This window comes from Candidatus Tisiphia endosymbiont of Metellina segmentata (assembly GCF_964030715.1).
GTDB lineage: Bacteria > Pseudomonadota > Alphaproteobacteria > Rickettsiales > Rickettsiaceae > Tisiphia.
In genome coordinates, this window is the sequence record NZ_OZ034919.1 from 686,430 (window position 1) to 708,000 (window position 21,571).

General features: G+C 32.5%; 20 protein-coding genes and 2 tRNA genes. 11 read left to right on the forward strand and 11 right to left on the reverse strand.

The annotated features are described in order from the left end of the window. Window positions 1–21: 21 nt before the first annotated feature. Complete coding sequence (gene lon, locus AAHM80_RS03655) at window positions 22–2,361, reverse strand: endopeptidase La (RefSeq protein ID WP_341751697.1); 2,340 nt, start codon at window positions 2,359–2,361, stop codon at window positions 22–24. An 89-nt stretch (window positions 2,362–2,450) separates the two neighbouring features. On the opposite strand from lon, the gene AAHM80_RS03660 reads away from it, so the two are divergent. Further along, window positions 2,451–3,452 carry a serine/threonine dehydratase gene (locus AAHM80_RS03660; protein WP_342260314.1) on the forward strand — a complete coding sequence of 334 codons (1,002 nt, stop codon included), beginning with the start codon at window positions 2,451–2,453 and terminating at the stop codon, window positions 3,450–3,452. Window positions 3,453–3,522: 70 nt separating this feature from the next. Here the strand turns inward: AAHM80_RS03660 and AAHM80_RS03665 are convergent, their stop codons facing one another. Together AAHM80_RS03665 and AAHM80_RS03670 are read right to left on the reverse strand one after the other, a co-directional pair. After that, window positions 3,523–4,107, reverse strand: coding sequence for a hypothetical protein (locus AAHM80_RS03665; RefSeq protein ID WP_342260315.1), 585 nt, complete (start codon window positions 4,105–4,107; stop codon window positions 3,523–3,525). Between the two features lie 60 nt (window positions 4,108–4,167). Beyond that, window positions 4,168–4,866, reverse strand: coding sequence for a M15 family metallopeptidase (locus tag AAHM80_RS03670; RefSeq protein WP_342260316.1), 699 nt, complete (start codon window positions 4,864–4,866; stop codon window positions 4,168–4,170). Window positions 4,867–5,230: 364 nt separating this feature from the next. Between AAHM80_RS03670 and AAHM80_RS03675 the strand changes: the two genes are divergently transcribed. From AAHM80_RS03675 to AAHM80_RS03705, 7 genes are all read left to right on the forward strand, one after another. Further along, the gene (locus AAHM80_RS03675) at window positions 5,231–5,866 is read left to right on the forward strand and encodes an epoxyqueuosine reductase QueH (RefSeq protein WP_342260317.1); all 636 of its coding nucleotides are present in this window, start codon (window positions 5,231–5,233) and stop codon (window positions 5,864–5,866) included. 140 nt (window positions 5,867–6,006) lie between these two features. Next, on the forward strand, window positions 6,007–6,942 hold the full coding sequence (locus AAHM80_RS03680; protein WP_342260318.1) for a TAXI family TRAP transporter solute-binding subunit: 936 nt from the start codon (window positions 6,007–6,009) through the stop codon (window positions 6,940–6,942). A 30-nt stretch (window positions 6,943–6,972) separates the two neighbouring features. Beyond that, on the forward strand, window positions 6,973–7,401 hold the full coding sequence (locus tag AAHM80_RS03685; protein ID WP_341747208.1) for a universal stress protein: 429 nt from the start codon (window positions 6,973–6,975) through the stop codon (window positions 7,399–7,401). A gap of 65 nt (window positions 7,402–7,466) precedes the next feature. Further along, entirely contained in the window at window positions 7,467–8,621 is a 1,155-nt protein-coding gene (gene dapE, locus AAHM80_RS03690) for a succinyl-diaminopimelate desuccinylase (RefSeq protein WP_342260416.1), read from the forward strand. Between the two features lie 45 nt (window positions 8,622–8,666). Further along, a tRNA-Leu gene (locus AAHM80_RS03695) sits at window positions 8,667–8,751 on the forward strand. A 93-nt stretch (window positions 8,752–8,844) separates the two neighbouring features. Then, on the forward strand, window positions 8,845–10,176 hold the full coding sequence (gene tig / locus AAHM80_RS03700; protein ID WP_342260319.1) for a trigger factor: 1,332 nt from the start codon (window positions 8,845–8,847) through the stop codon (window positions 10,174–10,176). A gap of 37 nt (window positions 10,177–10,213) precedes the next feature. Beyond that, window positions 10,214–10,612, forward strand: a complete 399-nt coding sequence (locus AAHM80_RS03705; protein ID WP_341747206.1) for a DUF2660 domain-containing protein — start codon at window positions 10,214–10,216, stop codon at window positions 10,610–10,612. A gap of 771 nt (window positions 10,613–11,383) precedes the next feature. On the opposite strand, the gene AAHM80_RS03715 is transcribed toward AAHM80_RS03705, so the two are convergent. From AAHM80_RS03715 to AAHM80_RS03740, 6 genes are all read right to left on the reverse strand, one after another. Continuing rightward, window positions 11,384–12,598 (reverse strand): DEAD/DEAH box helicase, encoded by a 1,215-nt coding sequence (locus AAHM80_RS03715; protein WP_341755960.1) that lies wholly within the window; start codon window positions 12,596–12,598, stop codon window positions 11,384–11,386. Between the two features lie 588 nt (window positions 12,599–13,186). After that, window positions 13,187–13,396, reverse strand: a complete 210-nt coding sequence (locus AAHM80_RS03720; protein ID WP_341751689.1) for a cold-shock protein — start codon at window positions 13,394–13,396, stop codon at window positions 13,187–13,189. A gap of 246 nt (window positions 13,397–13,642) precedes the next feature. After that, window positions 13,643–14,341, reverse strand: a complete 699-nt coding sequence (locus AAHM80_RS03725; RefSeq protein ID WP_342260320.1) for a TraX family protein — start codon at window positions 14,339–14,341, stop codon at window positions 13,643–13,645. 157 nt (window positions 14,342–14,498) lie between these two features. After that, window positions 14,499–16,022: a murein biosynthesis integral membrane protein MurJ gene (murJ, locus tag AAHM80_RS03730; protein WP_342260321.1), complete on the reverse strand. Its 1,524-nt coding sequence runs from the start codon at window positions 16,020–16,022 to the stop codon at window positions 14,499–14,501. Window positions 16,023–16,092: 70 nt separating this feature from the next. Further along, complete coding sequence (gene ppa / locus AAHM80_RS03735) at window positions 16,093–16,632, reverse strand: inorganic diphosphatase (RefSeq protein ID WP_341748398.1); 540 nt, start codon at window positions 16,630–16,632, stop codon at window positions 16,093–16,095. A gap of 4 nt (window positions 16,633–16,636) precedes the next feature. Then, window positions 16,637–18,259: a class I SAM-dependent methyltransferase gene (locus AAHM80_RS03740; protein WP_342260322.1), complete on the reverse strand. Its 1,623-nt coding sequence runs from the start codon at window positions 18,257–18,259 to the stop codon at window positions 16,637–16,639. Window positions 18,260–18,458: 199 nt separating this feature from the next. Between AAHM80_RS03740 and AAHM80_RS03745 the strand changes: the two genes are divergently transcribed. From AAHM80_RS03745 to AAHM80_RS03755, 3 genes are all read left to right on the forward strand, one after another. Next, window positions 18,459–18,533 (forward strand) — tRNA-Gly (locus AAHM80_RS03745). A gap of 54 nt (window positions 18,534–18,587) precedes the next feature. Continuing rightward, window positions 18,588–19,115, forward strand: a complete 528-nt coding sequence (locus AAHM80_RS03750; protein ID WP_342260323.1) for a c-type cytochrome — start codon at window positions 18,588–18,590, stop codon at window positions 19,113–19,115. A gap of 344 nt (window positions 19,116–19,459) precedes the next feature. Next, entirely contained in the window at window positions 19,460–19,933 is a 474-nt protein-coding gene (locus AAHM80_RS03755) for an NfeD family protein (protein ID WP_341751684.1), read from the forward strand. A 449-nt stretch (window positions 19,934–20,382) separates the two neighbouring features. On the opposite strand, the gene AAHM80_RS03760 is transcribed toward AAHM80_RS03755, so the two are convergent. Continuing rightward, a complete protein-coding gene (locus AAHM80_RS03760) occupies window positions 20,383–20,613 on the reverse strand; it encodes a hypothetical protein (protein WP_342260324.1) in 231 nt (76 codons plus the stop codon). A gap of 83 nt (window positions 20,614–20,696) precedes the next feature. Next, the gene (gene rsmI, locus AAHM80_RS03765; protein WP_341748393.1) at window positions 20,697–21,548 is read right to left on the reverse strand and encodes a 16S rRNA (cytidine(1402)-2'-O)-methyltransferase; all 852 of its coding nucleotides are present in this window, start codon (window positions 21,546–21,548) and stop codon (window positions 20,697–20,699) included. Between the last annotated feature and the right edge of the window lie 23 nt (window positions 21,549–21,571).

Sequence of the window (21,571 nt, forward strand, 5' to 3'; positions counted from 1 at the left end):
CTATCGTAATGTTAATATTTTTTAGTTAGCAACTGTAAAATTATTATTCACTAAAGCTAATTTTAGTACTTGATCTATATTTGACACTGATAAAATTTCCAAGCTATTCTTTATATTCGGTGGAATATCTTTTAAGTCCTTGATATTCTCTTCAGGTATTAATACTGTTTGTATACCACCTCGGCTAGCAGCCAATAATTTTTCTTTTAGTCCTCCAATTGGTAACACTGTACCCCTTAGGGTAATTTCTCCAGTCATTGCCACAGTTCTTTTGACTGGTATTTTGGTCATAAGTGAAACAATAGTGGTAAATATTGCACATCCAGCAGATGGTCCATCTTTTGGAATTGCACCAGCCGGTACATGTAAATGGATATCAAGGTCTTTGTAATCTTCGTACTTCAGTCCAAAATTATTAGCTCTAGAGCGGAAACAACTATAAGCTGCTTGAGCGGATTCTTTCATTACATCCCCAAGCTTACCTGTAGTTTTAATATCTCCCTTTCCAGGGAATGACAATGCTTCAATGGTTAATAGTTCTCCGCCAACTTCTGTATAAGCAAGCCCCGTAGTACTGCCTATTTGGTCTTCTTTCTCAGCTAAACCAAAATTATGTTTTCTAGCACCTAAATATTCTTCAAGATTTTCAGATGATATTGATATGCTTTTTACTTCTTTGTTACTCAGAATCCTTTGCAATACTTTTCTTGTAACAGAGCTAATTTCTCTTTCAAGCGATCTTACCCCTGATTCTTTGGTATAATATCTGATTAACTCTAAGATTGCTCCATCATCAATAATTAGCTCATTTTTCTTCATTTGATGTAGTTTCAATTGCTTTGGTATTAAATAGTTTTTAGCAATTTGTGATTTTTCTTCTTCAACATAACCAGAAACATTAATGATCTCCATACGATCTAGTAAAGCTCTTGGCAAATTATAAGAATTGGCTGTTGCAATAAACATTACTTCTGATAAATCATATTCTACTTCTAAATAATGATCAACGAAATGGCTGTTTTGTTCAGGATCCAAAACTTCAAGTAAAGCAGATGCTGGATCGCCTCGGAAATCAGAACCCATTTTATCAATTTCATCTAATAACATAACAGGGTTATTAGTTTTAACTTTTTTAATTAAGTTTATGATTTTTCCTGGCATAGAACCAAGATATGTTTTTCTATGACCTCTAATTTCCGATTCATCTCTAATGCCGCCAAGAGCAAATTTAGTATATTTCCTACCCATTGCTTCAGCAATTGACTTGACCAGTGATGTTTTCCCCACTCCTGGAGGACCAATTAAGCATAGTATAGGTCCTTTAATTTTTTTAGAGCGTTGTAATACTGCTAAATATTCAATGATGCGATCCTTGACTTTCTCAAGACCAAAATGATCCCGATCCAAAATTTCTCTAGTTTTATTTATATCAGTTTTACTATTATCAAATTTTCCCCATGGCATAGCTAATATTGTATCAAGATAGTTACGAACAACTGAGGATTCACCTGACATTTGATTCATAAGCTTTAGCTTTTTCAGTTCTGATTCGGCTTTTTCTTTTGCTTCTTTTGAAAGTTTTAAGGTCTTAATCTTTTTTTCTATATCAGAAAAGTCAGATTTATCCTGCTCGAGTTCTTTTTGTATAGCTTTCATTTGTTCGTGCAAGTAATAATCACGCTGAGTTTTTTCAATTTGTTTTTTTACTCGTAGTTGTAAAGCTTGTTCTGCTTCCATTTGAGCCATACTAGATGTCAATGTATCTATTATAGTTTTAATTCGTGTTTGAGGTTTTGTTTCTTCTAATAAGGTTTGTTTTATTAGTAATGGTGCAGTCAGATAAGAGGCTAGCACATTAGTAATATAACTAAAATTTGTTGGATCTTTGGTTATTTCATCAGCTATTGTCTCTATTATTTCTGGATTAATTTTTTTATGATTCTTGGTATATTTCATAAATAACTCAATGACAATTGACGTAGAAACTTTTAAAGCTTCCACATCAATTACCTCTTCATCTTGTAGTATGCTATATTCAGCTTCAAACATTTCTTTATTAGTTATGTTATGAAGTTTAACCTTCTGCATTGCTTCAACAAGAATTTTTGCATTATTTTGTAATCTTACTGTTTGTATAATTTTAGCAATTACTCCTGTAGAATGAAGATCTTGAATATCTGGAGTGTCTTGATCTTGTTGTTTTTGTAACACCAATAATATATATCTATTAGTATCTGTAGATTTAGTATTCAGTAAGGCTTTTAGAGACTTTGTCCTACCGACAAATATGGGAGCAACCATGCCGGGAAATATCACCATGTCTTTTAATGCGAGTAGGGGTAATTTTTCTTTATTTGTCATACTAAAACCTTGAAAAATTTATATACTAAAGGGATTGTTAACTATATAATGTTGCCGTGCTGGGATTTCAAGCTACATTTATTTTGTATATGCATTTATCACCTCAATCTCCAAATATAATATCAATAGCAAGTAATAGGGTAAAACAATATCTTAATTTGACTCCAATAGTCCAGTCTGAAACTTTAAATGAAATGCTGGGGCATAAAATTTTCTTTAAAATAGAATCGTTGCAAAAAACTGGAGCATTCAAGGTTAGAGGGGTATTAAACCATTTATTAGAGTTACAAGAACGAAATCGTTTACTAGATAAAATTGTTGCATATAGTACAGGTAATCATGGAATTGGTCTTGCTTGGGTAGCAAAAATTCTTAATCTAAATGCAAGAATTTATTTGCCCAAAGATACTTCTCCAATTAAGCAACAAGCAGCAAGATATTACGGAGCAGAGGTTATACTGACCGATACTAGGCAAGTGGCAGAAGATAGGGCAAAAGGTGATATAGAAAATGGTTTCTACTATTTGCATCCTTCTGATAGCGATTCGAGTATAGCTGGGGCTGGTACTATGTGTTATGAAGCCTTGCAACAGCTAGGGTTTAGCCCAGATGCTATTTTTGCTTCTTGTGGAGGAGGTGGATTACTTTCTGGATCATATTTAGCAAAAAAATTACTGTCTCCATCCAGCTTGCTTATAGGTTCAGAGCCGGTTAATGCGAATGATGCTTTTTTATCTATTAAACAAGGTTCAATATATAGATTTACTGATTCACCAAATACTGTAGCCGATGGTTTACGTACTTTAGCAGTTTCACCACGTACATTTAATTATCTAAATAAACTTGATGATTTCTTTCTTGCTGATGAATATTCTATATATTACTGGACCGCTTGGTTAACGCATTTACTAAAAATTGCTTGTGAACCATCATGTGCTTTAAATATGGTTGGAGTAGTTGATTGGTTAAAGAGACAATCAAAACCTAAGAGAGTTTTAGTACTTATATCAGGTGGAAACATTGATCCTGCTCTTTATCAGGAGCTTTGGAAGGGGAATTATCTATCTAATTTACCAAGCCCATTAATGTAACCTACCTCTATTCGGGATAAGAATTAACTAATTCCTATCCTGAATTCGGTGAAATTTAGGACATTTTTACTTAATTGCAGTCCTCGTTAATGGTTGGATTTTCACCCGTTAAAGCACAGCTAGAGGCATTATAGCCAGCTGCTACATCAATAGGGGGATTGTCGTTTGTGCGAGAATCATTAATTGTTAGGTGGCTATCTAGCACTGCTGTTAGATAGTTTTCAAGCTCTTCAGGGTTAGATAAAGCTTCCCCTAGGTCTCGTGAAATTTCCTTTAAAACTTCATTTTCAGACTTTTCTGATAGTGTAGCTACGTGTTTTAAGTGCATTTGATTCATTTTATCCCAATTCTGATAGCTAACAGCACTAGACATTTCCTCCTGTTGTTGAGAAGAGTTTTCTTGTGTTTTATTAAGAAAATCTAGGACTCCACCACCAACTTTATCGTCGGCTATTTGCTTCTCTAATACTGCTGCTTGAGACATATCTGGTTGCATTCTCTTTAGAAAACCTCCAAGGGCTTTGTCGTTGAATGTAGCCATTAATAATATTCCGTTTGGAACTTTACTGAGAACTTCATCTTCAGAAATCCCTAATCTCTGAGCTGCATCTTGTAAGAGTTCTTTATTACGTCCCGTAATTCTATCTTTACTCATTTTAATTTCTCCTTAAATAATTATTACTTTTTTTAAGTTATTATACTTAATGCAAAAAGTCTATTTAACATCAAAGTCAAAATATTTATCTTTATAAGGTTCGTCTTGCAAGGTATAATGCCACCACTCAACCGAATATTCCTTAAAATTATGTTTTTTCATTTTCTTACGTAGATAATTACGATTTTGTAAGTAAAGTTCATCAATTAGTTTACTATCATGGGAGGATACTATATCCATAAGATCTACAGAGCTATACATGTCAACCGTATTATCATCAAAATAAGGAATTAGACGACCATCTTTTAGAGGTCTTTTTATCATTTTAGGGTTTGGATTTAATTGTTTTCCAAGTTCGATAATAGTTAAATCTACAGTACTTCCACGACTATGAGGTGATCGTTTAGCAACATAACCTAATTGAAAAATTTCAGCCTTATTAATGTATGGATAATAAGAGTCTTTCATTTTTTGATCAGCAACATCTTCTCCCCATCTAACGAAATGTTGTACAGCTTTATTAGGTCTATAAGCATCATAAATTACCAAAGAGTAGTTATCATTTTTTATATCTTGCTGAAGATTTTTTAAGGCAGTAGCCGCTTCTTTAGTTAGTATAGCTCTATTAGCTTTATAGCCATCGATCTGCTTTCCTACAAAATTTCTAGTATCATAATACATCATCTGTTGAATTATAGTAGGATCTATTTGATCCAAATACACAAAACCTTCCGGTAAATTGACTGTTTCATTCAACATAATATATCTCTCAATTAAACTAATATTCAATATTTAGTAACAAAATTATTGTTAATAAAAAATAATAATTTATTATACTTTTTTCTACAATACAATATCTTAATTTATTGAATTGTCCTTGTGATAATATAGCTAACCCGACTAACATTTATCCATTTGTTTCAACGAAAAGGATGTCATTCCCATAAAGGCGGGAATCTATAATATTTCAGGGTTTTTTGAACACTATTTTAGATCACCGCCTACGCGGGGATGACAACATTGCCCTAGATCAACTGTGGATAAATACTAATCGAGTTAGCTATATTGTATGTTATTTTAAGATTTTATAAAGAAACTTACAGAAAAAATTTAGCAGATAATTATGAATGAAATTCTAGAAGTACCAAATGGTGAAAGTAAAGTATTACTACACTCCTGTTGTGCTCCATGTTCAGGAGAGCTGATGGAAAAAATGTTAATGTCTAGCATTGACTTAACTATTTTTTTCTATAACCCTAATATTCATCCTAAAAAAGAGTATGAAATTCGTAAAAATGAAAATATCCGTTTTGCTGAAAAAATGGGTATTAGCTTTATTGACGCAGATTATGACGTGCAGAATTGGTTTGCAAGAAGCAAAGGTATGGAATATGAACCAGAAAGAGGTAAACGCTGTTCTATGTGTTTTGATATGCGTTTTGAACGGACAGCTCTTTATGCCTATGAGAATGATTTTAAAGTTATTACCAGTTCTCTTGGTCTTTCCCGTTGGAAAGATATGGATCAAATTAATGAATCAGGGATCAAGGCTGCTTCTCATTACGATGGAATAACTTACTGGACTTATAATTGGCGTAAAAATGGAGGTAGCAGTAGAATGTACGAAATAGCTAAACGTGAAAATTTTTATAAGCAAGAATATTGTGGCTGCATCTACTCACTTAGGGACACCAATAATTGGCGTAAGTTAAATAACCGCAGTGAAATTGAAATTGGAGAAGAATATTATAAGGAATAAGGATTTTTTTTACACATGAATTGTAATAATTATCTTGATTATCAATAATAGTAAAGGTACTTTGGATAGGGAAAATGATTTATTAAATTTTAAGTCTTTAAGTATTAGTGGTCAATTATTTTTAGTGTATAGTGTTATTTATGAGTAATTTCAGAGTTATATTGGTAGTTTTTTGCCTATTTTTTACTAGTAATTGTGTTTTTGCTTCGCAAAGAACTGTGAAAATTGGGTCTGGTTCTATTTTAAAGGGGTATTACTCTATTGGGTTGGATTTGTGTAAAACCTTTACTTTAGCTGATAAAAGTGTGAATTGTGAAGTAATACCTACCAGTGGAGGTGTTGAAAATTTAGCTTTGTTAAAAGAAGGTAAGATAGATTTAGCTTTAGTGCAATCTAATGTAGCACTTGAGGCTTTTGAAGGTACTGGATATTACTCTAATACAGAAAAAATGCAAGAAATGCGTCAGGTACTTAATCTATATGATGAGTTTTTTACTGTTGTTGTAAAAAATCAGGATGAGATAAAGACTTTTTCAGATATTGAGGGTAAGAGAATATCAAATGGCTTGCCATTCTCTAGTAATACTATTACCTATAATGCTATAAGGAAGTTATATAATTTTACTAAAGAACCAATAGATGGTGATGAAATTAATTATGAAGAGTCAATAAAAGAATTTTGCAACGGTAAAATTGATGTGATAATGATGACGGTAGGTCATCCTAATGCCTTGATGGGATTTACTGCTAATAGCTGTAAAGTTGATTTTGTACCTATTGAAGATAATAAAATTGCACAATTAATTGCCACTAATAAAGCTTTTCATAAGGCATTACTGGATAAAAGATTATATCCTGGGATCACTCTCGATCAGAATACAGTAGCAGTAACAGCAATTTTAGTTACTAATAGCAATATGGATGCTAAACTATTGGATAAATTTATCGGGATGTTTCACAAAAACGTAAAACATTTTAAACATTCTAATTATATGTTATATAATATAGATATTAAGCATTTTGCTGATACTAATAATTTTGTTTTGCCAAAACATTCAGTAGTAAGAAATAGATAATAATATAAATGCACCGGAGTAGTGTTAATTGTGTTTAAAAATATAATAATACCAATAGATTTGTCGGATAAACAATCAGTTAAGGTGATATTACCAAAGGCTTTAAGTTTTGCTACTATCTTTAGTGCCAAATTACATTTTCTTTATATCATTTCAGATTTCGGTATGAAAATGGTTGAGGATTATTTGCCTAAAAGTTGGGCAAAAGATCAAAAAGAAAAATATCGGGTACAAGTAACAGAATTAATTAGACAATATGTGCCGGAGGAGATCGAAGTTGAATTGCATATTGGTCGAGGGGCAGTATATGATGAAATAATACAATATGCCAATGAAGTGAAAGCTGACTTAATCATTATTTCAGCAGTCAGACCACAGCTTAGAGACTATATGTTAGGTCCTAATGCTTCCAAGATTGTGCGGCACTCGGGTGTGTCTGTTTTGGTTGTCAGAGAATAAAACATTGGCTAGATATGAGAGAGGAATTTTTAGGAAGAACTATAAGTTTATGGCTATTGGAGGTTATCTTGATAAAATTTCTTGAAGACTTAATTAGTTTTCAATCAGTCACTCCTGAGAGTAGCGGTTGTATTGAATATATTAATGATTTATTAGAAGAAAATGGTTTTAAGACTGAAATCAAAATATTTGGAGAGGATAATTATAAAGTAACCAATCTTTATGCTGTTTATGGTAATGCAAGACCTAATATTTGTTTTGCTGGACATGTTGATGTCGTGCCAACAGGTGATAAGGCATTATGGCTTAACGACCCTTTTATAGCAACTACCGTAGGTGATAAAATTTATGGTAGGGGAGTTGTTGACATGAAGGGAGCGATAGCATGTTTCCTAGCTGCTAGCTTAGATTTTATTAAGTTAAATCCAACTCCGTATGGTTCAATTAGTTTTCTAATTACTAGCGATGAGGAAGGAAACGCCAAATATGGCACTGTGGAAATGTTAAAATATTTGCATAAGGGTGGTAATAATTTGATCGATCTTGCTATTGTAGGTGAACCAACAAATGAGCATCAAATAGGCGATACCATAAAAATTGGTCGGCGAGGAAGTATTAACTTTAACTTAGTTCTATATGGTACAATGGGGCATGTGGCATATCCATTACAAGCCAGTAATCCGATTACTCCTTTAGTTCAGATACTCAATGAGTTGGTTAATTATCGACTGGATGAAGGAAGTGAATTTTTTCAACAGTCGAATCTAGAAGTTACGTCTATTGATGTAGGTAATGATGTTACTAATGTAATTCCTGCAAAAATTACAACAAAGTTTAATATTCGTTTTAATGATCTTCATTCATCATCGAGCATAACAAATTTGATAGATCAGATAATTAATAAATATTGTGCGAAATATAACTTTAAATATGAATTAAGTAGTGTAACTTCAGCTAATTGTTTTATCCAAGAACCAGTAGGGTTAATTGCCGATTTTGTTCGGGTAGTATCTAATACAACAGGAGTATATACAAAATTATCTACTAGTGGTGGTACTTCTGATGCGAGGTTTATCCAAAATTATTGTCCTGTTGTGGAATTTGGTTTACAATCTAATACAGCTCATAAAATTAATGAATACACAGAAATTAACGATTTACAAAGTCTGTATCATGTGTATTATAATTCTCTGATAAAATTCCTAGCTGAACCTATTTAATTAAGTTGTTAAAACAATCTATGTTAAGGTTAGGTATACAGCTATGCGGGTGTGACGAAATTGGGAGACGTACTAGATTTAGGTTCTAGCGCCGCAAGGCTTGGGGGTTCAAGTCCCTCCATCCGCACCACAAAATAATAATACAAAAACTGAAGAGCTTGATTTAATTTAGTAGCTCTTCAAGTTTTCGTAAGGTTTTAATATTGCTAATGAGTTTTTTAGTATGCAAGTCACAGAACTTAAAAATGAAGGTCTAGATTTTGAAGTTAAAGTAGTCCTTCCTTCTTCTAAAATTACCAATGAAGTACAAAAAGAATTAGCTAGTTTAGCAAAAAAAGTTAAGCTTGATGGATTTCGTGTTGGTAAAGTGCCAATCAGCATTGTTAATAAAAAATATAAGCAATCTGTTAGGTCTGATGTGGTAAACCATGAAATTAATCATGCAGTACAGCATGTTATTAAAGATCATAAACTAAAAACAGTAGGTGATCCACAGTTAGAAAATTTACGTAATGAAGAGAATGAGGATATAGAATTTACTCTAAAATTTGAATTATTACCTGATATTGAATTGCCAGATTTTAAAAAAATGAAAATTACTCATCCAAAGTTAGTAATTAAAGAAGATGATGTTAATAAGCAAATAGATAAGCTTGCATCTATATCAAAAATTTATAATAAAGAAAGTAAAGGGAAAGTAAAAAAAGGGCAGGAAGTTACTATTGATGCGATTGGTTATGTCAACAATGAGATTTTTGAAGGTGGTAAGGTTACAGATTATAAGCTAGTAATTGGTAGTGGAACTTTTATTGAGGGGTTTGAAGATCAGCTTATTGGAACTAAGATTGGAGATGAGGTAGAAGTCAACGTTAAATTTCCTGAAGATTATAATATGGAGCAAGTCGCAGGTCAACCGGCTAAGTTTATTGTACAAGTAAAGGCAGTACATTCTGCTGATGAGGTAGTTATTGATGATGAGTTTGCTAAGAAATTTAATTGTGAAACACTAGAAGAGTTACGTGATAATATTTCTAAAAGCATAGAAAATGAATATAGTAAGCCTATACGCACTTTAATGAAAATGAGCTTATTTGATCAATTAGAAAAGCTATTAATGTTTAATGTTCCTAAATCTTTAATAGACCAAGAGATAAGTATTCTGAAATCTCAAATGGAGGGCAATAGTGACTCAAATTCGATATTTAAGGATAAATCAGAAGCAGAAATTAGTGAGTATTATAATAAGATAGTCTTACGTCGTGTTAGAATAGGTTTAATGTTATCCGAATATATGAAAATTAAGAATTTACATATCGAGCAGAAAGATCTTATAAGTGCTATTATGGCTCAAGCAAAGAAGTTTCCAGGTCAAGAAACAGCAATATTTGATTTTTATAAAAAAAATCCTAATGCTCTTGAACGCTTAAAAGGTCCGTTATTAGAAGAAAAAACAGTACAACATATTTTTGACAATGAAGTGATCTTAGAGGAAAAAAATTATACGAAAGAAAAGCTTGAAGAATTTTTAGCACAAGAAGAAGATCGTGTGGTATAGAGTCAAGTAGCAGGGCATTATCAGTAAGGAGGGTTTTATGCAAAATACTAATTTGATAATCGCTGTAGTAGGTTTATTTCTAGTGTTTGTCACATTCTTTATTTATAAAAAGAGCAAGAAAACATCGGTTAGAACGCTTGTTGATGATCCTAATAATGCAGAACCATTTAATAAAGAAAATAATAAAAAGAACCTCTCACTCAATGATAGAGTCGAGCTATCTTGGAAGTTTTTATATGAAATTACAGAATTAATTATTAGTAAATTCTCTAAAAAGGATGTAGAGTTAGTAAATAAACTTGGTCATATCCTGCTAGATAATGGAATGAGATATGAGCATGTAGTAGATCTTGGTATCAAACAACAGGCTATATCAAGGGTTGCAAGCATTGAACAACAAGCATATTCCCAATCTCAGAAAACTTTGGGTAAATAAGTATATACTCAAATGATTTGAAGAATTGGAACGTAAAACAAGGGGTGAGCGAACGGAGCGTAGATGAGCTACGTGAGTACGCGAATTCCCCGCAGTTTTACGGAGACAATTCTTCAAAGCAGAAGAATATACTCAGGTAGAACTTCAAGAATTGGCGTTCCCGCGACCAAAGATCGAAGCTGCCTAGTTACTCATGTACGCTACGCTGCTCGACTTTGCTACTGCCTAGCTCTTCTTGAAGTTATACTATCGTCTACCCAACTCTTCATATACTCAAATGATTTAAAAAATTGGTTTCGATAATTGAGAGCTATTAACCATAGTACCCTACATTTTTTATATAACCACTAGACCTCCTTCGAAACTCGCTTATGCTGAGGGATTTGAAGGAGACGCTTCACCTCGAACCGCAGCGTACTCTAATTCCGTTACGGATTCGAGTACCGCATCGACGTACAAATCACCAGCAGAAGTAGAGTTTCGAAGGAGGTCTACTATTAAAATAGCTGCTGATCGTCTATTAGTGAGGAGTCGCTGGAAGCGGTGACACGGCAATCCAGGATACGCGAAGCGTTACTCTAAAAAAACAGCTTCGCTGTTTACCTAGATCGCCACGACATCTAAAGAGCCTTGCTATGACGATTATAGAAAAATGTAGGGTACTATTGTTTAAGCCTTACAACAGTACTTCGCTAATAGACGGTTTTTTAACTTTCAATAGTTGTGCTTTAGACACGACGACCTTAATTCTTGAAGTTCTACCTGAGTATATTAGAATGCTTTATTATTTCTAGCAGGACCAGCATAAGGTTTCCTATCATTATTATTACGAGGAAAATAACTTTTTTTGCCATTATGACCATTAAATGGTTTTCTGCGATTCTTACTTTCCCTCATATCTGCTCTTGAAGTAGTTTCACCTTGATTTATTAGGCGGTCAATAGCTTTCCATCTGATATTATCTTCTGGCGAAATGAATGATAATGCACAACCTGAGAGACCAGCTCTACCAGTTCTACCTATTCTATGCAAATAATCTTCTGGAGCCATTGGTAAGTCATAATTGATAACATGCTGTGTATGAGGTATATCTAAGCCACGAGCTGCAACATCTGTTGCCACCATGATCCTATGACGAGAAGAGCGAAATGATGAAATTACACGATCACGTCTACCTTGTGTTAAATCACCATGTATAGCTTCAGCTTTGTGATCTTCAAATTTCAACATTTTTGCAAGCTGATCAGCACCACGCTTAGTTTTTACAAAAATAATTATAGAACCATCACGTTCATTTAATTGCTTTATAAGCTCAGGAAATTTCTCTTTATCAGAAACACGCAAAGTTTCTTGTTTTATTTGAGATGCAGCCTTAGTAGTTGATCCAACAGTAATACGATGAGGATTAACCACGTATTTTTGCGATAATGCAATAATATGTTTTGGCATAGTAGCTGAAAACATTAAAACCTGGCGTTTTTCAGGTATATATTTATTTATCTCTTCTAATTGTTCTTTCATACCCATATCAAGCATTCTGTCCATTTCATCAAGTACTACCAGTTGGATAGTATTTAATTTTAAAGTACCACGAAGTAAATGATCTATGATACGACCTGGTGTGCCAATTATAACTTTAGGATTTACTTTTAGTTGTGTAAATTGTTTATGCATTGGTTCACCGCCTATCAAAACCGCACTAGGAAGTTTTATTTGAGTAGTTACCTTAGTTAAAGTATCACGCACTTGAGTAGCTAATTCCCGAGTTGGAACAAGTACCAAAGACATTGATTTAGTCTGTATAAAAGAATTGATTATTGGTAGCAAATAGGCAAGGGTCTTACCCGAACCAGTTTGACTAGAAGCTAGAACATCATTACCTTGCATAGCAACCGGTATGGCCTTTCTTTGAATTTCCGTTGGAGAGGTTATGTTCATGCGTTCAAGTGATATAATCACTTCATTTGGTAAATTAAAACTTTTCATTATATAAGTCCAATATTATTTATCTTAAATTAAAAATGCTCAAATGCTTTACCCCAATTCGGGATTTTAACCGTCTATTAGCGAGAAACCGCTGCAAGCAGCGACACGCAAATTCGGGATAAGAATTGACAAATTCTTATCCCGAATTGGGGTGCGATGTGGCAATCTTGTGAAGGAGACCTTATACTTCATGAAGATTGCCACAGTGCCTAACGGCACTTCGCTAATAGACGATTTTTTAATAAGAATTAGTTAATTCTTATCCAAAATTGAGACACCCTAGGCTATTAAACCAATGTCTTACATCGAATTCAGGTTAGTCAAAGCATTTGAGTAAACATATATTCTATACTTTAAAAGAATAAGTGTATGATTAAGTTCTTACGTTATAATGTGAGTTGTCAATTAATTGTGTAGTAAAAAACTATTATATTATGATGTAACAAAATTATAACTTTAACTTACAGTGAAACACTGAATTACAAAAAATAATCCATGAAGTGTATAAAAAGATGATACTACCCAAAATTCACTAGTTTAATAACCACTCATAAATTTTGAGTAGTTGCTTGTAGTTTTAAATAAATATTATTTTATTTGTAGATTAACAGCAGAAATTTTCCCCTTATTATCTTCTAGATCAAAGCCAACACTTTGACCTTCATTAAGATTACGGATACCGGCACGCTCTACAGCCGAGATGTGAACAAAAACGTCACTACCCCCATCGTCTGGCTGGATGAAACCGAAACCTTTGGTTGTATTAAACCATTTAACCTTACCTACTTTAGTAGCCATAAAAACCTTTTAGTATAGAGTTACTTATTCGAACTTAATTCACAACTCTTCCGTAGAAATTAAACCAAATAAATTGACAGATACAAGGTTTTCATGCTATTAAAGAGTTAATTATTAAACTCAAGCAAGCATGTTACTCTTTTTCTTAATAATTGTCAACAAGGGATAAGACAATTATGTGTAGATTCTATATTTTTCTTTGAAACATAGATATTTTAGCACAGTTTATTCACTGATTTATCAATTCTATAAGTAGAATTTGAAAAATAAAAATTGTAAAATTGCTAGATGTATAGCATAGATATATAAAGCATTATGGCTTATAATCCGTAAATTTATAGTAATTTTTTGCTCAAAATTTCTTGCAACCATAAATATATATTGCAAAACTCCAAATATAACTACTATAAGTACATAGATATACGACAAGGGAAAAACAGCAATGGTATGCAGTACAGTCAAAATCATAGATATTGCAAGGGCAAGCCTAAGATTACCTAGATCATGTTTAGCTATATAGCCAAGTAACATGATAGCTAAACCTATGGTACCATAATCAACCAAAAACCAAGTGCAGAACCAAAGAGCCCCAAGGAAGACAACGTGACAATAACCCTTATAGAAAAAATTATTTAGGCTATTTTGAAAACAATAAAGATAGCATTGACCTAGAAAAATAGGAATAAGTATGTTAGTTGTGGTGAACTTCTTAAATAATATGGTAGTAAAAATATGTAGTAGAACCCCGACTACAAGGATTTTAATTTTTGGTTTTTTATGAAAATTATAGCCAACAAAAAAGCAGAAAATCGGCATACTAATACGACCGATAACCCGCATTATTTCATATTCAGGGAAAAAGTATAACCCTAAATGATCTATCACCATGGTTATTATGGCTATAGTTTTCAAAAAATCTTGATAATTAGATTCAGTTTTCATCATTAATAAATTAACCTCAAATATCGATGTAACGAGTTAGTAGATTGAGCATAATTCTTGTATAGTTGGTGTTTTTGATCCACGTTTGCAAAGCCCCCCGCTTTCGTAGGAATGACACCGAAGCAATTTAACCTATGTCTTACATAGAACTAAGGTTAAATTATTTTGGATAAAGTTTAAAATAATAAACCATTAGAAAAAACGTTATCGCTCCAGCTAAAATTGTGGCTGCAAGCATAAAAGTTTTTACTAATAATAATTCGGAATAATAATATTCAGAACAATAGTGCTTAATCACCCAAATTACTAGTACCATTATTACGCAGCTGAATAAAATCTTGCCACAAAAAGAGTATAATTTTGAATCAATGAAAGAATGACCATATTTCTTTGTATATATATATAACAACCAAACATTATACCAAGCGGTAATAGAGCAGCCAAGAGCGATACCAAGATGACCAAATGGTTTCATCAGAACGATATTTAATATAGTATTCACAGTAAGAGAATATAATGTTATTTTTAAAGGAGTTTTCGTATCACTATTAGCATAAAATATAGGCATCAAAATTTTGGCAAGTATAAAAGCTGGTAAACCAAGGGCAAAACCGGAAATAGCTTCAGCAGTTTTAATTGTATCAGCATAAGTAAAAGCTCCACGCTCATATATTACATGAATGATTGATTCTGATAAAGCGATAATACCAAACGCAGCTGGCAAAGATAATAAAAGTCCAACTTTAATAGCATTATTTTGAATCCTTGCCGCTTTTTCTAAATCATTCATTTGGTATGTTTTTGATAATTCTGGTAATAATATCGTACCAAAAGTTACCCCTATTATAGATAAAGGAAATTGGTATATTCTATCTGCATAGGATAATATTGAAATTGTCCCTTCGATGAAGCTAGCTATTGATTGCGAGATAAATAAGTTAAGTTGCTGAAATCCAGAGCTAATAGTCGCTGGACCCATACCAAACAAAAACTTTTTTACATCTTTATTACATGGGTCAAAAACTAGTGGGAATGATAAACCAACCCTAATTACACAAAAAAACATAAAGATAATTTGTAATAACCCAGCAATCAACAAAGATAAACTAATCGATATAGGAGTAGATATATGTTCTTGTAATATTACTGTTGTAATTATAACAGTAATACTTAAAATGATCGGAGAAAAAGCAAAAGCTGCAAATCTTTTTACTGAATTTAAAATTCCCCCTAGTAAAGCACTTACCGAGATAAAAATTAAATATGGCATGGTAATGCGACACAAAATAACTGTCAAATTAAACTTGTCTATATCTTCATGAAAACCAGGAGCAATGATGAACATTAATGATGGCATGAAAACCTGCATTAACACTACTACACTTACTAAAGTAATAAGTAAAATAGTAAAGATAATTCCAGTGAAATGGCGTGCTGCTTCTCGAGATTCTATGAGTTTTGTATTAAAAATAGGTACAAAAACGACTGAAAGTGCCCCTTCCCCAAAAATACGCCTAAATAGGTTGGGTAATTTAAAAGCAACATTAACACTATCAGCAATAGTACCAGCACCAAATAATGAAGCAATGAATAATTCGCGAGCCAAACCAAATATACGGGAGATTAAAGTAAAGACAGATACTATAATTCCAGAACGAAATAATGTATATCCTTCGCCTTTCATTTAAGCTGCCTCGATATCATGTAAGCACTGTTCTTCACCTTATCGTTTTCGGTCATAAAGCAAATGCCAATTATTGATTTTCTATCTTAGTAGATACCCTTAATATACCTTCATTAATCAACTCCTTAGCTTTTTGAGCATTTTCCCAGCCAGTTACCTTCACCCACTTACCTTTTTCTAGATTTTTATAATGTTCAAAAAAATGTACTATACGTTGTTTCAACATCGGACAAAGATCATCTAAATCTTTTATTGAATCAAAAGTAATATCTAGCTTAGAGCTAGGTACAGCGATAATTTTTTCATCCAATCCAGATTCATCTTCCATCATTAAAACACCAATAGGGCGTGACCTAATCACAGAGCTAGGTATGACAGGATAATGTGATACAACCAATACATCTACCGGGTCTCCATCCTCTGATAAGGTGTGCGGAATAAACCCATAATTACATGGGTAAAACATAGCGGTTTGCATAAACCTATCAACAAATATTGCTCCTGATTCCTTATCCATCTCATATTTTATAGGACTATCTTGCATTGGAATCTCGATAATCACATTTATCTCTTCATGACCAACTTTGGTCTTAATTTTTTCAACTAACATCACTTTACCCAATTAATAAATAATTCATTTTGCATTTTTGCAAGCAAACATCTACATAGTGACTAATAAATGGCTTTAAAAGGTTTTCGTCGCTTATCTTACCATTTTCATTAGATGCCACTAATACTCCAGCAGCAAATTTTTCAAATATTTTTTCTTCAATCTGTTGTATAGAGTTGTGTCCATCTAATAGTTCAATAATATGTTTTTCATGTAATTGCAATGGAACAACAGCATTAACTCGATTTGTCACAAACAAATTAGTTGAGTCTAATTTTTGGGCTTGATATCTTGCTAAATCGCTTACTTTTGGTTTGGACGAAATGTCATATATTGACTGAGGTCTTGTTGCAAATATTTGTACGTACCCTTGTAACACTAGTTTTATAATTACAGAATCTAATTCTTCTCTAATATCTTTAAGCTGTAATTTTTCTAATTTTTTCATAGCCAATTTACAAATTTGATCCAAAGTCAAAGGATTACCAATATTATCAGCATAAACATAGAAAACTGCCTTTATTATAGGAGAGGACGTCGAAATATTAGGGGATTCTGAATTATTATAATGAAATCCCAAACTTTCTACTGTATTATTCATATCCACTTCGTTTTCAGACATGACTGGTATAATATTAAAAGTAGTATAAAAATCACTTAACTTACTTGGTTCAATTGTCCTATTTATAGTGACATTATTGTGGCATAACAAAGTAGTCCTAAATTTACGATTAGTGATAAAATCCATATATTGTTCGGTTCTAACAATATCATTTATCGCTTGTAATTGCTCTGCAGCCTTGGCAGGTAAATTACCGACAAACATCGCAGAGAGTGTAGAATCCCCAAGGTAATTTAAATTATGTTTTCTAGCTGTACTTATAAATTCATTGAAATAAAAAGCTGTATTTTCTTCTCCAAGATATTCATGTAGTAAATATGAATCATTTGTAGTTTTAAGAAGTTTAGTTTCGTGTTGTAAGAATTTAGAATAAGAATTATCTGAACCTTCTAAAGAATCAGTAACAAAATCTAATAATAATTTAGCTTGTTGTATTTTACTATGGTTGTCAGTAAAGGTGCTACTGTGAAACATCATCATATCTCTGATAGTTTTTTGCATATTCCAGCCTGGTAGAGTATTATAACTAATAAAGACAATACCGTTAGGGTTTAATAATTTATTGCAAATTTCAAAAATCTTGTCCTTAACTATAGTAGACACCCACGAGATTACTCCATGGCAAATTATATAATCAAACTTACCAACTGACTCATCAAGATTTAGTATAGATAAGTGTTTTAGTTCAATATTTTTAAGACCTAAACTCTTAATTATTTCCATGCCATTAACAATTTGGACCTTTGACAAATCAATTCCTAAAGAATAAGATTTTGGGTAACTTTCAGCAAAATCAATCATATTGCCACCTTCAGCACAACCAATATCAAGTATCCTAGCAGTATCTATAGCAGGAGGTTTCATGTTAAATAATAGGCCAATAGTTCTTAAATGTTCCGGTCTTGTATAAATAAAAGGAAAACTTTCATAAGGGAAATCATCATAATTAATATTATTTATTTGCTTTTCTAGTAAAGTGTTATTAGGATTATTTTTTTGCCCCATATATTTGCTCCATGATAAAAGTAATAATTACTAGTGGATTTAGTTATTTTAAGCAAGGATTTTCTACATTTCTATAGGATACCTAATTAAAAGTATCTACGATTAAAATTAAATTTCTTTTGATGTTATTTCTTCTTGATCTTTTTACAGTATTTCCTTATATTCATGAGTTGTTTTTATATAAGTGAGCCTTTTAAAAGCGGGTGTAGCTCAGGGGTAGAGCGCTACCTTGCCAAGGTCGAAGTCGAGGGTTCGAATCCCTTCACCCGCTCCAATATAAAAATGGTTCTAAGATAATACATATTCTCTCTACGGAGACGACCTAAATATGTCTGGAATAGAGTTAAATAAAATTGCCGCTTCTATTTTGTTAGCCAGTTTAATTGCAATGATGGTAGGGTTTATAACAAATATTTTGTATAAGCCTGTTTTACATCCTGAATCTCGAGGTTATAGTGTAGAAGTAACAGAAGATTCTCATAGTGACCTTGACTCTAAAGCTACTGTAGAAGCACCAGTGAATATAGAAGAATTGATGAAAACTGCTAATGCTGAAGCAGGAAGGGAGATAGCAAAAAAATGCCTAATGTGCCATTCTCTTGATAAGAATAAAGCTAATAAGGTTGGACCACATCTATGGAATATCGTTGGGGCAGAAAAAGCTAAAGCAGAGAATTATAAATATTCAAGTGCTTTATCCAGCAAAGGGGGAATTTGGAATGAAGAAAGTTTATTTCATTTTTTGCATAAACCTAGTCAATATATACCTGGTACAAAGATGACTTTTGCTGGTTTAAATAAACCTCAAGATATAGCTAATGTTATAATGTTTTTAAAGACATTTGTTCATGACTAAATTCTCCCTTGATACCTCAATTTCGGATTAATTTCATTAATCCGAAATTGGAATGAGAAAGTAAACAATCAGGCTTAAAGCGGTTTGACGCCTGATTGTTAAATATTTCATTTGCTAATAATCTTATTTTTATACCAATAAAAATAAGATTATTAGCGATAATAGATTAAAATGCATTCGTAGAAGCACTTCAAGAATGCATTCTTCTGATATTATAGCCAGTTTTGGATTAAAATTAAAAATTTTAATCCAAAATTGAGGTTTGATGTACGCGAATTCGGGATAAGAATTTGTCAATTCTTATCCCAAATTCGGTGAAATCATTTATCTATAGAAGGTATCCTATGATCCTATCTGAAATTTCAATAGTAGAGTGGTGGCTGATCGCTGGCGTTATTTGTATAATTATAGAATTTGCTAACATTCCAAATGTTGGTTTTTTATTTTTGGGTCTAGGTGGAGTATCTACTGCAATAATATTAAACAATTACCCGGGTCTTTTAAAATACCAGTATATAATTTTTGGCTTTGCTTCTTTTATGTGGCTGATTACCTTATGGTATCCGCTAAAATTTTATGTTTACAAGAAATATGATAAGTACGAATATTCTGATATGGTTGGTAAGGAAGTAGTGGTATACAGTAATGAACTTCTAGTAGGGGAAACAGGACAGGTATTGTGGTCAGGAACTATTATGAATGCTAAACTCAGCAAAGATACTATAAAATCAGTACATAAAGGAGATATACTCCGCATAGTGCAAGTTGATGGTAATGTGCTTATATGTACTGCAAGAAATGGGAGTGTTACGAACTGATTTTTTTTGGTAATTTTGTTGTCAAAATTTGCTTTTGCTCTATAACAATCGTCTGTGTATGCGAAGCACAACTGTTGAAAGTTTACAAATACCTATACCACAGCGTCATATATGGACGAAGCCCATATATGACGTGTAGAGAAGGTGTATACTGCTCGTAAATGAAGAGTTGGTAGACGATATACTCGATGAAAATCAAGAATTGCGTCGTCATTATCTAATATCTGCGGTGCTCACGTACTATACTCAAATGATTTGAAGAATTGGATTTGAAAATGAATGGTGAGCAAGCGGAGCGTATATGTAGTCACACTACTGGACAAAAAGGTTAGGTTGGTTGCACAAAGTGTAACTTAAACAATTTTATGATTAAGGAATCAAAAAATTGCTTAGAACGACTATAAGCTTGTTTAATTGATCTTATACCTAACTGTAGTACAGAATAACTCCTACATCCTAGCGTTTTCTTCATTTTTATCGGTTGCTCTTGCTCTCCAATTGCTCCTATTTTTATTGCCATTGCATATACTGTAAATAAACATTTTATAAAATTCCCTATCTCCTAATATTCCCTCTATCTTTTCCTTACCAAATTCCTCTATAAATTTCGATATTACTGCAATTTGATCATCTGCCGTACATGCTCCTTTATAAGGAATTATTTTATATATTAATGGCATAGCAATTTTATATATGATACCGACAATACTAATATATTTCTTATCTCCTGTCCTAATTCCCAAGTGGTTCTATCTAAGTGTTATTAATCACTTGAATTCTTGATTTTATTAACTATAGAATATATTTCTTTTTTGCTGTAGCTTCTTCCAAAATTTTCATTAGCTATATCTGTGACACTTTTTGCACTCCATCCTTTAGATAAGTATAAATCTATAAATTTTTTTAAGTCATCTGCAAGAAGAGCTTTATGAGGTTCAGAAGCACTAGAAATTAGCAGTACTATTTCGCCCTTGATAATATTCGAGTTATAGAAATTTAGCACATCTTCTATTAACCCAGACTTTACTTCTTGATAAAATTTAGTAAGTTCTCGTGCTACACATACCTCCCTATTACCAAAAACAGTAAAAGCTGTATGTAGCGATTGTTCTATTCTGCTAGCAGTTTCAAAAAAAATCAAAGTTGCTTTTATATTAGATAATTCTGTAAAAATCTTCTTTTTACCTTCTGTAGTTTTTGGTAAGAATCCAGCAAATAAAAAGCGATCTGATGGTAATCCAGAAATGGTTATAGAGGTAGTTAATGCCGAAACGCCCGGCACTACATCTATGTGATAATTCAGTTTCCTTAAATCCCTTACTAGTTTATAACCAGGATCAGCAATTAACGGTGTTCCAGCATCGGATATTAGGCTAACTATTGCTCCATTATCAATTAATGTGCGGATAAATTCTCTTTCTTGATAATCACTATGATCATTATATACTTGTAACTTAGTCTTTATATTATGTTTTGCTAGTAATTTTCTTGATATTCTAGTATCCTCACACAGTATAATTGTAGAATTTTTTAACGTTTCTAAAGCCCGGAGTGTTATATCATCTAGGTTACCAATAGGTGTTGAGACAATGTATAGCCCTGGTTTAAAGATCATAATTTAATCCTATAAGTAAGCAT

What these genes read in the sequence shown, in the direction of transcription:
- lon (WP_341751697.1), bottom strand. Translation starts at nt 2,361, where the DNA reads ATGACAAATAAAGAAAAATTACCCCTACTCGCATTAAAAGACATGGTG.
- AAHM80_RS03660 (WP_342260314.1), top strand. Translation starts at nt 2,451, where the DNA reads ATGCATTTATCACCTCAATCTCCAAATATAATATCAATAGCAAGTAAT.
- AAHM80_RS03665 (WP_342260315.1), bottom strand. Translation starts at nt 4,107, where the DNA reads ATGAGTAAAGATAGAATTACGGGACGTAATAAAGAACTCTTACAAGAT.
- AAHM80_RS03670 (WP_342260316.1), bottom strand. Translation starts at nt 4,866, where the DNA reads ATGTTGAATGAAACAGTCAATTTACCGGAAGGTTTTGTGTATTTGGAT.
- AAHM80_RS03675 (WP_342260317.1), top strand. Translation starts at nt 5,231, where the DNA reads ATGAATGAAATTCTAGAAGTACCAAATGGTGAAAGTAAAGTATTACTA.
- AAHM80_RS03680 (WP_342260318.1), top strand. Translation starts at nt 6,007, where the DNA reads ATGAGTAATTTCAGAGTTATATTGGTAGTTTTTTGCCTATTTTTTACT.
- tig (WP_342260319.1), top strand. Translation starts at nt 8,845, where the DNA reads ATGCAAGTCACAGAACTTAAAAATGAAGGTCTAGATTTTGAAGTTAAA.
- AAHM80_RS03705 (WP_341747206.1), top strand. Translation starts at nt 10,214, where the DNA reads ATGCAAAATACTAATTTGATAATCGCTGTAGTAGGTTTATTTCTAGTG.
- AAHM80_RS03715 (WP_341755960.1), bottom strand. Translation starts at nt 12,598, where the DNA reads ATGAAAAGTTTTAATTTACCAAATGAAGTGATTATATCACTTGAACGC.
- AAHM80_RS03720 (WP_341751689.1), bottom strand. Translation starts at nt 13,396, where the DNA reads ATGGCTACTAAAGTAGGTAAGGTTAAATGGTTTAATACAACCAAAGGT.
- AAHM80_RS03725 (WP_342260320.1), bottom strand. Translation starts at nt 14,341, where the DNA reads ATGATGAAAACTGAATCTAATTATCAAGATTTTTTGAAAACTATAGCC.
- murJ (WP_342260321.1), bottom strand. Translation starts at nt 16,022, where the DNA reads ATGAAAGGCGAAGGATATACATTATTTCGTTCTGGAATTATAGTATCT.
- ppa (WP_341748398.1), bottom strand. Translation starts at nt 16,632, where the DNA reads ATGTTAGTTGAAAAAATTAAGACCAAAGTTGGTCATGAAGAGATAAAT.
- AAHM80_RS03740 (WP_342260322.1), bottom strand. Translation starts at nt 18,259, where the DNA reads ATGGGGCAAAAAAATAATCCTAATAACACTTTACTAGAAAAGCAAATA.
- AAHM80_RS03750 (WP_342260323.1), top strand. Translation starts at nt 18,588, where the DNA reads ATGTCTGGAATAGAGTTAAATAAAATTGCCGCTTCTATTTTGTTAGCC.
- AAHM80_RS03755 (WP_341751684.1), top strand. Translation starts at nt 19,460, where the DNA reads ATGATCCTATCTGAAATTTCAATAGTAGAGTGGTGGCTGATCGCTGGC.
- AAHM80_RS03760 (WP_342260324.1), bottom strand. Translation starts at nt 20,613, where the DNA reads ATGCCATTAATATATAAAATAATTCCTTATAAAGGAGCATGTACGGCA.
- rsmI (WP_341748393.1), bottom strand. Translation starts at nt 21,548, where the DNA reads ATGATCTTTAAACCAGGGCTATACATTGTCTCAACACCTATTGGTAAC.